The sequence below is a fragment of the Myxococcus guangdongensis genome (genome assembly GCF_024198255.1).
GTDB lineage: Bacteria > Myxococcota > Myxococcia > Myxococcales > Myxococcaceae > Myxococcus > Myxococcus guangdongensis.
Window position 1 is genome coordinate 155,732 of sequence record NZ_JAJVKW010000022.1, and the last position, 12,143, is coordinate 167,874.

Annotated in this window: 6 protein-coding genes; 5 read left to right on the top strand and 1 reads right to left on the bottom strand. The window is 69.9% G+C overall.

Going from position 1 to position 12,143, the window contains the following annotated elements; translation table 11 throughout:
• Positions 1–6 precede the first annotated feature (6 nt).
• The 5 genes from tssG (at position 7) to LXT21_RS41600 (ending at position 7,436) form a co-directional block, all read left to right on the top strand.
• On the top strand, positions 7–1,041 hold the full coding sequence (gene tssG / locus LXT21_RS41580; protein ID WP_254043805.1) for a type VI secretion system baseplate subunit TssG: 1,035 nt from the start codon (positions 7–9) through the stop codon (positions 1,039–1,041).
• 54 nt (positions 1,042–1,095) lie between these two features.
• Positions 1,096–3,717 (top strand): type VI secretion system ATPase TssH, encoded by a 2,622-nt coding sequence (tssH, locus tag LXT21_RS41585; protein WP_254043806.1) that lies wholly within the window; start codon positions 1,096–1,098, stop codon positions 3,715–3,717.
• Between the two features lie 122 nt (positions 3,718–3,839).
• The gene (locus LXT21_RS41590; RefSeq protein WP_254043807.1) at positions 3,840–5,456 is read left to right on the top strand and encodes an FHA domain-containing protein; all 1,617 of its coding nucleotides are present in this window, start codon (positions 3,840–3,842) and stop codon (positions 5,454–5,456) included.
• A complete protein-coding gene (locus tag LXT21_RS45285) occupies positions 5,453–6,415 on the top strand; it encodes a hypothetical protein (protein WP_267145446.1) in 963 nt (320 codons plus the stop codon). Before LXT21_RS41590 ends, LXT21_RS45285 begins: the two co-directional genes overlap by 4 nt.
• Before the next feature lie 145 nt (positions 6,416–6,560).
• Complete coding sequence (locus LXT21_RS41600; protein ID WP_254043808.1) at positions 6,561–7,436, top strand: oxygenase MpaB family protein; 876 nt, start codon at positions 6,561–6,563, stop codon at positions 7,434–7,436.
• A gap of 162 nt (positions 7,437–7,598) precedes the next feature.
• On the opposite strand, the gene LXT21_RS41610 is transcribed toward LXT21_RS41600, so the two are convergent.
• Entirely contained in the window at positions 7,599–12,095 is a 4,497-nt protein-coding gene (locus LXT21_RS41610; RefSeq protein WP_323395693.1) for an amino acid adenylation domain-containing protein, read from the bottom strand.
• Between the last annotated feature and the right edge of the window lie 48 nt (positions 12,096–12,143).

The following is a 12,143-nucleotide window of genomic DNA, read 5'->3' on the forward strand; positions in this document are numbered from 1 at the left end:
CAGAGCTTGAGCGAACGCCCCGGGCAGTGGGCCTTCAGGCCGCTGGTGGCGCTGCTCGAGCGGCTGACGTCGGAGGCGGTGCCCGTGGGCGGCACGGGGCCCGTCGTCGAGGAGGCTATCCGCTTCCGGCATGACCCGTCGCTCACCTTCAGCTCGGGTGACGTCAGCCGCATCCGCGTGCTGCCCCCGTCGGGCGAGCTGGAGGGCTCCGCGCGCGTGGTGGAGGTGATGACCACGTTCCTCGGGCTCACCGGCGCGGTGTCGCCGCTGCCGGACTACATCCCGGAGGAGATTGCCCAGGAGGACCCGGACTCCGCGCGCCGACGCGACTTCCTGGACCTGTTCCATCACCGGATGCTCTCGCTCCTGTACCGGGCGCTGTCGCGCTACTCGCTGCAGGCGGAGACGACGCGCGAGGGCAGCGATGTCTGGTCCCAGCGGCTGTTGTCGCTCGCCGGGCTGGACACCTATGAGCGCCCGTACCCGGGCCTGTTGTCCTCCGCGCAGCTCTTGCGCCTGGCGCCCCTGCTCGCCGCGCGCTCGCGCACGGCGGGGACGTTGGAGCTGGCGCTGACGGACGTGCTGGCGCCCGTGCTGGGCGAGGCGAAGGTGTCGCTGCGTCAGTTCTCGGGCCACTGGGTGGACATCGAGGCGGACAACCGGATGCGGCTGGGGCGGACGAACACGAACCTGAGCCGCACCGCGCTGCTCGGCTCGAAGATGTTCGACCGCTCGGGCAGCTTCGACATCCACATCGCGCCCCTGGAGGGGGACGTCTACCGGCGGCTGATGCCCGAGGGAGACTTGTCCCCGGTGGTGCGCGAGGTGGTGGACCTGGTTGTGAGAGACCCTCTGGACTGCTCGCTGGTGCTGGGCGTGCGCGAGGCGGAGCTGCCGCGCTTCCGTCTGGCGACCCAGTCGGCCTCCCGGTTGGGCCAGGACTGTTACCTGGGGCAGCGCCGGAGCGACACGCGTCTGCGCCTGCGCACCGTGCCGCTCCCGGCCGCCCCCCGCCGCGCCGCGCCGCCCTCGCCGTCATGACGCCGTCCTTTCGGTGTTCCCACCCGCCGCCAGCAAAAACCCTGGAGCGAAATCATGCGCGTTGAACCCAAGACCCTCGTACGGCGCCTGACGCCCTCGGCCACGCGGATGCTGGAGGCCGCCGTGTCGCGGGCGAGCACCGCGCGCTGCTACGAAATCATCCCCGAGCACCTGCTGCGCCAGCTGCTGGAGGACGAGGACGGCGAGGCCTCGCGGCTGTTGCGCCACTTCCAGGTGGACCGCGCGAAGGTCATCGGCTCCATCGAGGACGCGCTGCGCGAGCTGCGCACGGGCAACGCGGGCCGGCCCGTGTTCTCCGAGAGCCTGTTCCAGTGGTTCGAGGACGCGTGGCTGGTGGCCTCGCTGGAGCACGGGGCGGTGCGGCTGCGCTCGGGCACGCTGATGTGGCAGTGGATTGCGCGCTCCTCGCGCTACTCCGCGGAGTCCTATCCGGCGCTGGACGCCATCTCCGTGGAGGCGCTCAAGAAGGTCTTCGACGAGGTGGTCGGCGGCTCGAAGGAGGCGGCGGAGGTGGGCAGCGCGGCCTCGGCGGCGCCGGCGGCGGGAGGCGGACGGGGGGAGGAGGCCCTCACGCGCTTCACCAACTCCTTCACCCAGAAGGCGCGTGACGGGAAGATCGACCCCATCTTCGGACGCGACCGGGAGATTCGTCAGGTCATCGACGTGCTGGCGCGGCGGCGCAAGAACAACCCCATCATCGTGGGCGAGCCGGGCGTGGGGAAGACGGCGCTGGTGGAGGGGCTGGCGCGGGCCATCGTCGCGGGCGACGTGCCGGAGTCGATGCGCAACCTGGAGGTGCTCGGGTTGGACCTGGGCGCGCTGCAGGCGGGCGCGGGGGTGCGCGGGGAGTTCGAGAACCGGCTCAAGGCGGTCATCTCCGAGGTGAAGGGCTCGCCCAAGCCCATCATCCTCTTCATCGACGAGGCGCACACGCTCATCGGCGCGGGAGGCCAGCAGGGCGGCGGCGACGCGGCGAACCTGCTCAAGCCGGAGCTGGCGCGCGGCGAGCTGCGCACCATCGCGGCCACCACGTGGGCCGAGTACAAGAAGTACTTCGAGAAGGACGCCGCGCTGGAGCGGCGCTTCCAGCCCATCAAGGTGGACGAGCCGTCGGAGGAGGACGCGGTGCTGATGCTGCGCGGCCTGACGCCGACGTATGCGCAGTCCCACGGCATCACCATCCGCGACGAGGCGGTGGTGGCCGCGGTGGAGCTGTCCCACCGCTACATCTCCGGGCGGCAGCTGCCGGACAAGGCGGTGGACCTGCTCGACACGGCGGCGGCGCGCGTGAAGATCGAGCAGAGCGCCCGGCCGGACGAGCTGGTGGAGGCGGAGTCCCGGCTGGCGGCGCTGGAGCGTGAGCTGGGGGTGCGCGAGCGGGAACTCGCCGCGGGGCACGTGCCGAAGGAGGAGGACGAGGGGCCGACGCTGGAGGAGAAGCTCTCCGCCACGCGCGACCAGGTGGCCACGGTGAAGGCCCGCTGGGAGCAGGAGCGGGCGGCGGTGGACGAGGTGAAGAAGGCCCGCGCGGCGCTGGAGGCGGCGGAGCCCGGCGCGGACACCGCGAAGCTGAAGGCGGACGTGGCCCAGGCGCGCGCGAAGCTGGAGACGCTGCAGGGCGAGTCGCCGCTGATTCACGTGGAGGTGGACCCGGACGTGGTGGCGCGCGTGGTGGCGGGGTGGACGGGCGTGCCGGTGGGCAAGCTGCGCAGCAGCTCCGTGGGCGCGGTGCTCTCGCTGGAGCAGACCCTGCGCTCGCGGGTGCGGGGCCAGGACGCGGCGCTGCGCGCGGTGGCGGAGACGCTGCGCATGTCGCACGCGGGCATCCGCAACCCGAACACGCCCATCGGCGTGCTGCTCTTCGTGGGGCCCAGCGGCGTGGGCAAGACGGAGACGGCGCTGGCGCTGGCGGACTCGCTCTACGGCGGGGACCGCTTCCTCACCACCATCAACATGTCGGAGTTCCAGGAGAAGCACACCGTCTCGCGGCTCATCGGCTCGCCGCCCGGCTACGTGGGCTACGGCGAGGGTGGCGTGCTCACGGAGGCGGTGCGCCAGCGGCCGTACTCCGTCGTCCTCCTGGACGAGTGCGAGAAGGCGGACCTGGAGGTGATGAACCTCTTCTACCAGGTGTTCGACAAGGGCATGTTGTCCGACGGCGAGGGGCGGCTCATCGACTTCCGCAACACGGTGGTCATCCTCACCAGCAACCTGGCCACGGACGCGCTGATGCAGCTGTACGCGGGCCCGGAGGCGCCGAGCACGGACACGGTGAGCGAGACCATCCGCCCCATCCTCAGCCGGCACTTCAAGCCCGCGCTGCTGGCGCGCATGTCGGTGGTGCCGTTCCTGCCCATCGCCCGGGACGTGCTCAAGCAGATCGCCGAGATGAAACTTTCAGCCCTGGCGGAGCGGCTGCACACGTCGCACCGGGTCAAGACGGAGTTCGCCCCGGAGGTGTACGAGGAGTTCGCCCGGCGCTGCCAGGACAACGACTCGGGGGCGCGCAATGTGGACCACGTGCTGCGCGCCTCGCTGATGCCCCGGCTGTCGTTGGAGGTCCTGGAGCGGCTCGCCGCGGGAGGCGTCCCGAGCCGCCTGCGGGTGGGCCTGGGGGCCGGGGGCGAGTGGGACCTCGCATTCTCAGACACGTGACAGTCGGGTGGTGCATCTCGGACCTGGGGGAGGGATGATGCCTCCCGCCGGGCCGTGACGAACTCTCACGAGGTACACCCCCGGGGGGGCGCCCCCCCACCGCTTCGGGATAGGAGTGAGCCGTGCTGCCCCTCGTCATCCGCATCAAGGACCTGGAGACGCAGCCGCCGAAGGAGCGGCAGTATGTCTTCACGCATTCGCCTGTCCGCATCGGTCGCAACCAGCTCAACGACATCTCCATCCCGAAGACGTTCGTGTCGCTGTTTCATGCGCTCGTGCGGTTCAACCCGAAGTCCATCCACGTGGTGGACCTGGGCTCGACGAATGGCTTGAGCATCGACGGGCGGCGCATCGACAAGAACGTCCCGGTGCGGGTGGGCGAGGAGACGCGGGTCACCATCGGCACCATCGAGATGCGCTTGTCGCGGGAGGCCGCGGCGTCGGTGGGGGATGGGCAGTCGCGCATGACGCAGTTCCGCGCGCTGGCCACGCTACAGGGCCCCGATGACGGGACGCCCATGAGCTTCAAGCCGACGCCGGTGCAGGGGCGCGAGCAGGTGGTGGCCACCTCCATGCTGCCCGCCCTGAGCGACGCGGCGATTTCACAGGCCCGCCGCCAGGACGAGGTGAGCCCGCGCACGCTGCTGGTGCCGGCGCTCGACGAGGAGCTGGAGGGGCAGGACCCGGGGCAGCGGACCATCGTCTCCGGCATCCCCATTCCGGACCCCGAGCCGCCGACGGCTCCGGCCGGACGCCGCGCGACGAGCAACAGCGTGCGCGTGGTGGCGCCGCAGCCCGCCGCGTCCTCGAGCAGCGGCTTGCAGAGCACCATCCAGCAGCTGGTGCCGCTCTACAACGCGTATCGCGGCGCGTGGCAGACGCTGCACGAGTCCATGGTCCGTCAGGCGGGCACGCTGCCGGAGGCGGACCGCGCGTCGCTCATCGCGCAGCTGCAGCGGCGCCTGCCCGGGGTGGCGTACGAGCCGCAGTTCGGGCAGTTCGCGCGCTCGTTGGGGGTGGCGCTGCCGCAGTCGTCCGGGGGCAACTCACAGGTGACGCCGGTGCCGGTGGCGCCTGGGGGCGCCAATCGGCTGGATGTGATGGCGCGGGAGTTGTTGGGACAGTTCGTGCGCTCGTACCTGCCGGGGAGCAAGGGATTGGAGTCGGGGGCGGACATCGACCGGTTCCTGGACCGGTTGGCGGACGTGCTGGAGACGTTCGGCCGCGCCTTCGTGGAGCTGCGGCAGGGGCATGACCAGTTCGGTCAGGAGATGGCGGTGATGCTGCCGCGGGACGTGACGCCGCTCTCCAAGAGTCGCAACACGCGCGAGGTGTTGCGCTACCTGCTGGACTGGAAGGCGCCGGACAGCGCGGAGCGGGTGCAGGAGCTGATGGGCGGGTTCGTGGACGTGATGATCCACCAGATTGCCTTGCTCAACGGCATGCGCGAGGGCGTGAAGGACCTGCTCCAGCGCTTGTTGCCGGGCGAGTTGGAGGGGAGCAAGGGGGGCTCGTTCCTCTCGCGGCTGTGGCCGTTCCAGGCGTCGCGCAGGCTCAAGCGACTGGAGGAGCGGGTCCGGACGTTGATGGAGGAGGAGCGCGAGCTGAGCGCGGTGTTGTTCGGACCGGAGTTCGCGAAGGCGTACCACGCCATCGTGGGCGACGCGGCGAACAAGAGTGGTGACGGGGAGGTCTCAGTGGTGTCCAAGCGCCGGGCTCGGGAGTCATCAGGGACATGAGGAAGACACGGTTGTTGAAGTGGGGTGGGGTGTTGGGGTGCGCGTTGGCGCTGGCCGGGTGCAAGAGCACCGCGCCGGTGCGCGCGGCGCCGGCGGTGGCGGCGTTGTGTTTCTCGGAGCGGCCCACGGGGGTGCACGCGCTGTCTCCGGACCAGTGGCGGGCGGAGGTGCTCTATCCGTTGCTGCTGAGTGGTTACGACACGCGGACGTGGCAGGTGGCCACGCCCGTCACGGACTGCATGGGGACGCCGGTGCTCTGGCAGGACCCTGCGCCGGGGGAGTGCGTGGAGGCGGGCTCCACGGCGGCGATGTTGCCTCCGACGACGCTGACGGCGGGGGACGTGGTGGTGAGTGAAATCCGGCCGGAGCTGCGGCTGGTGTGGGCGGTGGCGCGTCACTTCGCGGATGGCGAGGGGCTGGGGCCGGTGGCGTTGGTGGAGTCGACGCCGCGAGGGTTGGCGGTGAAGGCGTTGGGGGTGCTGCGCTCGCGGACGAAGAACGCGAAGCTGCGGTTGGAGCGGATGGGCGGGGTGGAGATGCTGGTGGCGGAGGGGGAGCGGTGCGCGGGGCCGATGGGGACGGCGTGCCAGCGCGCGGTGCGGGTGTTGTTGCAGCGGGGCAATCGCTTCATCAACGAGCCGGTGTTGACGGCGGAGGGGGCGTGCGCGAGCCCGGCGCTCTTCCAGTTGAACCGGACGGCGTCGCGCTCGTTGCCGAGCCGGTGGCTGCGTCGGTACGACTACACGGCGGCGCTGAGCTTCACGACGGAGGTCATCCGGTTGCAGGAGCAGATGGTGGTCAACGACATGGACCCCAAGCAGCCCAGCATCCCGCCGAGGCAGTTCCGCAAGGCGCAGATCGACCGGAGCGTGAAGCTGTCCGCGGGACGACTGGTCGTCGACGACTCGTCCCTGTGGGGCCGGCTGTTGGAGGACGGCGCGACCGAGTCGACGAAGTAACGCTCTGTCGGTGGGGCTGAGCGCGACCGAGCTGCAGCTCCGATTGCCAATAGGCAATGCCAATAAGGATTGCCAATAAGCGCGCCGTGGGCATGCGTCGCGCGGGTCTGTGAACCGCGGTTCACGACTGCGCTAGGGTGCGCGCATGACCACGGTCGATGAAGCCGGAGGCTCGCTCGCGAAGACGCCGCGGCGGCAGCAGTTGGACGCGATGGAGAACGACGCGCTTCGACAAGCGGCCAACTGGTTCATCCTCGCCGCCGGTACAGCGAACGTGATCATGCAGCTGTCCCGGCAGGCCGTCGCCTACGGCGTCATGGAGAGCAAGGTCGACGAGGGCAGCCTCTTCAAGAACCCGAAGCGGCGGGCCCGCACCACGCTGGCGTACGTCGCGGTGACGATGCTCGGCGGAGCGGAGGAGCGCGCCGCGATGCGCCGGGCGACGAACGCCTCCCACGCGCGCGTCCGCTCCGAGCCCGGGCATCCGGTCGGCTACAACGCGTTCGACCCTGGTCTCCAGCGCTGGGTGACGGCGTGCCTGTACGTCGGCGCGGAGGACGCTTACCAGCGCGTGCACGGCCCGCTGCAGGGTGAGTTCCGGGAGCGGTTCTACCAGCAGGGGAGCGTGTTCGGGACGACGCTGCAACTGCCGCCCGAATCGTGGCCGGCGACCCGCGACGACTTCGGTGCGTACTGGCAGGCGGAGGTCGCGGGGCTCACGATGGACGAGCGCACGCGCGACTACCTCTCCCGGATCGTGCGACTCGAGTACCTCGGTCGCCGCATCCCCGCGCCCGTCCTGCGGCTGCGGCAGCGACTGGTCGCGGGCTACCTGGGGCCGGAGTTCCGCGCGCTGATGCAGTTGCCGTGGACGGATGACGACGCTCGGACCTTCGAGAAGTTCAACCTGCGTCTGGCGCGTTTCATGCGCCTGGTCCCCGCCGCCGTGCGCGAGGCGCCGCTGCGTCGTCAGCTGCGGGACGTGCGCCGGCGGCTGGCCGAGGGGCGCCCGCTCTTCTGACAAGGTCGGCCGTCAGCGCGGGGAGACAACCCGCCGCCCGCTGGGTGGCGGCCGCTCGGGCCTGACGACGAGCTTCTCCGAACGCTCCTCCCCGACGAAGCAGCCTGACCCTCAAGCGGCACTCCCCTCAGGAGGGCCCCGGTGACGAGGCCCTCCTCGGGCCTACGCCGCCCCCGCCGTGGCGAGCAGGGCCCTCAGGTGCGCGAGGTACGCCGACGACAACTCCTCGAGCGTTCCGCGCGCATGCAGGTTCTCGCTGTACGCCCACGCGAGGTGGAAGGTGCCCTCGGAGACGTAGGCCGTGATGTCCAGGACGCGTGAGCGGGGCCCCCCCAGTGCTCGCTCAGGCCCGACGGACTCCGACGCGGGCCGCAGCGGCGCGTTGCCCGAGCGCACCAGGTCGAAGTGGCCCAGGTAGTTGAAGCACACCTCGGTCCTCGGCAGCCGCGCGAGCTGTTCCCGCACCGCGGTGTCCCGGCTCAGGTAGCGCAGCACTCCGAAGCCCACGCCTCGATTGGGCACCGCCTGGAGCTGCTCCTTCACCGACTGGAGCAACGTCCCCACGGAGGCCCCCGCGGGTTCCTCCACCACCACGGGGCTCAGCGCCGTGAACCAGCCGACGGAACGTGACAACTCCACCCCGTCGAGAATCGACTCGCGGCCGTGATTGTCCAGTTCGAGCAGATGGGCCGCTCGGCCCGTCCACTGCGTGAGCGCCCGCACCAGTGCCGCCAGCAACACGTGGTCCACGTTGACGCCGTGCACCTCGCGCATCCGGTGGAGCAACACGCGCGTCTCGTCCTGCGTGAGCGCGCCCTCCACGATTCTCGTCGAGCCTTCGAGATTTCGTCCCTCGGGGAAATCTCGGGGAATCGGCGCCACCCGGCCGTAGACCTCGGAGGTCCACGTGGGCAGCTCCTGCCGCGCCTTGTCCGACTGCGCGTACTCGGACAGCTTCCTCGCCCACGCCTGATACGACGTGCTCTTGGGCGGAAGCTGGAGCTCCTTCCCCGCGCCGAGCTGCTCCCACAGTGTCTGGAGGTCCTCCATCAACACCCGCCACGAAATCCCATCCGTGGCCAGGTGATGGACGATGAGCAGCAACCGCCCCGGCTCCTCCCGTCCCCAGTCGAAGAAGGCCACCCGCATGAGCGGCCCCGCGGACAGGTCCAGGCTCTTCTGGAGCGAGGTCGATAGCCGCTCCTGCTCCTGGACGCGCTCGCTCGCGGGCAGCGCACTCAAGTCGTGGTGGCTGAACGGCACTGTTACGTCCGGCCCGGCGTAGGACTGCTCCCATCCGGCGGAGCCCTGCACGAAGCGCAGTCGCAGCGAGTCGTGGTGCCGCATCAGCTTCCGCACCGCCTCCTCCATCTGCGCGGACGACAACCGCTGGTGCACCTCGAACAGGAACGCCTGGTTCCAGTGGTGCCGCTCCGTCGGATACAGCTCGAAGAAGCGATTCTGGATGGGCGTGAGCGGCAGCGTTCCGGACACCGCCTGCTCGTCGAGGGTCTCCTCGGGGCTGCGCACGCGCGCGGCGAGCTCCGCGAGACTCTGGCACTCCAGGATGTCCAGCGGCGTGAGCTGCAGCCCGGCCTGGATGGCCTTGGCGACGACCATGATGCTCAGGATGGAGTCGCCTCCCAGCTTGAAGAAGTTGTCCGACGGGCTCACGTGCTCGACTCGCAACACCTGCTTCCAGATGTCCGCCAGGAGCAGCTCCGTGGGCGACTGGGGCACCTGTGCCTCGGCCGGCTTCGGAGCGCTGGGGCTCACGGGCTCGGGGAGCGCCTTGCGGTCCACCTTCCCGTTGGGCGTGAGGGGCAGCGCCTCCAACACCATGAGGACCGCCGGCACCATGTACTCCGGCATCTGCTGCGCGAGCCGCTCGCGCAGCGGCTCGGTGGCGAGCGTCTGTCCTGGGTGGGAGACGAGATACGCGACGAGCCGCTTGGTGCCCACGTCGTCCTCGCGCGCGAGCACCACGGCGTCACGCACCTCGGGCTGTTGGCAGAGGATGGCTTCGATCTCCCCCAGCTCGATGCGGAAGCCGCGAATCTTCACCTGATGGTCGATACGGCCGAGGAACTCGAGCGCTCCGTCCGCGAGCCGTCGCACCACGTCTCCTGTCCGGTAGACGCGCTCCTCGCCGAACATCACGAAGCGCTCAGCGGTGAGCTCGGGCCGTCCCAGATAGCCGCGCGTCACACCCGGTCCACCGATGAACAGCTCTCCGGGCACGCCGACAGGCACGTGCTGCCGGTGGGCATCGAGGACGTGCGTGGTGGTGTCTCCGATGGGGAAGCCGAGCGGCACGGTGGGCGCGGGCTTCGCGACGAGGCGTTGCGGCACGGCCCAGGTCAACACGCCGATGGTCGTCTCGGTGGGGCCGTAGTGGTTGATGACCCGGCACTCCGGCGCCAGGGTCTGCACCCGCTCCATCAGCTCCCAGCGCGATGCCTCGCCGCCGAGGACCAGCCGCTTAGCAGGCAGGACGTGCTCGGGACGGGACGCCGTGAGCAGCGCCGTCAGGTGCGACGGGACGATCTTCAGGCAGTCGATGCTCCGCGAGCGCATGTACTCAGCCATGGCCTCGGGATTGGAGGCGCACTCGTCGGAGATGATGTGGAGCGCCCCGCCCGTGGCGAGCGCCGGGAAGACCATGGTGTTGCCCAGGTCCGCGGCGAACGTGGACACCGTGGCGTAGCGAAGCCCTGGTGGCACATCGAGGACGCGGGCGATTCCTGACAGGTAGTGGCTCAGGTTGCCGTGCGTGATGCCCACGCCCTTGGGCCGCCCCGTGGAGCCGGACGTGTAGATGACGTACACGAGGTGCTGGGGCTCGACGGTGAGCGGTGGATTCTCGCGAGGCCGCCCGTCGAGCTCCTTCCATTGTGAGTCGACGCAGAAGACGTGCGCCTCACCCGGAGGAATCGATGCGCGGAGGGATTCCTGCGTGAGCACCACGGGCAGTCGCTGGTCCGACACCATGAACGCGAGTCGCTCCCGCGGGAGCCCCGGGTCCATCGGAAGGTACGCGCCACCGGCCTTGAGGATGGCGAGCAAGCCCACGAGCAGGTCGAGCGAGCGCTCCAGGTACAGGCCCACCACGCGGTCCGGTCCCACGCCGAGCGATTGCAGATGCGCGGCGAGCTGGTTGGCGCGCTCGTTGAGCTGTCGATAGGTGAGGGATTGGTCCTCGGACACGAGCGCCGTGGCGTCCGGCGTGGCGACGGCCTGTTGCTCGAACCGCGCGTGGAAGCACGTCGAGGGGGCCGCCAACGCGGGAGCCGTGTTCCACCGGGTGAGCTGCCGCTGCTCCTCCGTCGTCAGCAGGGACACGGTGGTGATGGGCACATCGGGGTTGGCCGCGATGTTCTCCAGCAGCTGGCCCAGGTGGCCGAGCATCCGGCGGATGGTCTCCGGCTTGAAGAGGTCCGTGCTGTACGCGAAGGACGTCTGCAGGCCCTCGGCGGCTTCGCTCATGAAGAGGTGGAGGTCGAACTTGGTGTAGTTCCACTCCGTCTCGAGCATCGACACGTCGAGCCCCGCCATCTTCAGATGGCCATAGGGGCTGTCCTGCAGGTTGAAGCGGACCTGGAAGAGGGGCGAGTAGCGAGGGTCTCTCGGAATCTGGAGCGCCTCGACGACCTGCTCGAACGGGACATCCTGGTGGGCATACGCGCCCAGGGACACCTCACGCACGCGACGCAACAGCTCGCGGAACGTGGGCTCGCCGGACAGCCGCGTGCGCATGACCAGGGAGTTGACGAAGAAGCCGATGAGGCCCTCGAGCTCCGCGCGGTTGCGGTTCGCGATGGCCGTACCGACGCTGATGTCGTCCTGTCCCGAGTAGCGCGAGAGCAGGAGCTGGAAACCCGCGAGCAGCGTCATGAAGAGGGTGGTGCCCTCCTTCCGACTGAGCCGCACCAGCGATTCGAGGAGCGCGGGCGGCAGTGTGATGCTCTCGACGGCGCCACGGAAGGACTGGGAGGGAGGACGCGGGAAGTCCGTCGGCAGCGGCAGGAAGGACGGCGCGCCCGTGAGTTGCTCCTTCCAATACGCGAGCTGGGCGTCCAGCCGCTCACCGTGCAGCCACTGGTGTTGCCACACCGCGAAGTCGGCGTACTGGATGGCCATCGGCGCGAGGGGCGAGGGCTCGTCCCGCGTGAACGCGGTGTAGAGCGCGCTCAGCTCGCGGAAGAGCACTTCCAGCGACCAACCATCCGAGACGATGTGATGCATCGTCAGCAGCAGCACGTAGTGCTGAGGCGCGGTCCGCAGCAGCGTCGCGCGGATGACGGGTCCTTGCGCCAGATTGAAGGGCCGCTGCGCCTCTTCGACCGCCAGCGCGCGCGCCGTCGCATCAGCGTCCGGCTGGGTGGAGAGATCGAACAGCGCCACATGCAATGACTGCGAGGGCGCGATGAGCTGGAAGGGCTGACCGTCGTGGAGAGTGAAGGAGGTGCGCAGGGACTCGTGCCGCTCCATGAGGGCGTCGAGAGCGCGCTGGAGGGCTGGGAGAGAGAGCTGGCCGGAGAGGTGGATGGCGAGAGGGACGTTGTAGGCGGCGCTGCCGAGCTGGAGCTGGTCGATGAGCCAGAGGCGCTGCTGAGCGAAGGAGAGAGGGAGGCGAGCGTCCCTGGGGGAAGGGACGATGGGGGACTGGGCGCCGGAGAGGGAAGCGGAGAGGACGCGAGCGAGAGA

Bases quoted from the DNA above. Each gene is read 5' to 3' on its own strand.
- LXT21_RS45285 (WP_267145446.1), top strand. From the start codon at position 5,453: ATGAGGAAGACACGGTTGTTGAAGTGGGGTGGGGTGTTGGGGTGCGCG.
- tssH (WP_254043806.1), top strand. From the start codon at position 1,096: ATGCGCGTTGAACCCAAGACCCTCGTACGGCGCCTGACGCCCTCGGCC.
- LXT21_RS41600 (WP_254043808.1), top strand. From the start codon at position 6,561: ATGACCACGGTCGATGAAGCCGGAGGCTCGCTCGCGAAGACGCCGCGG.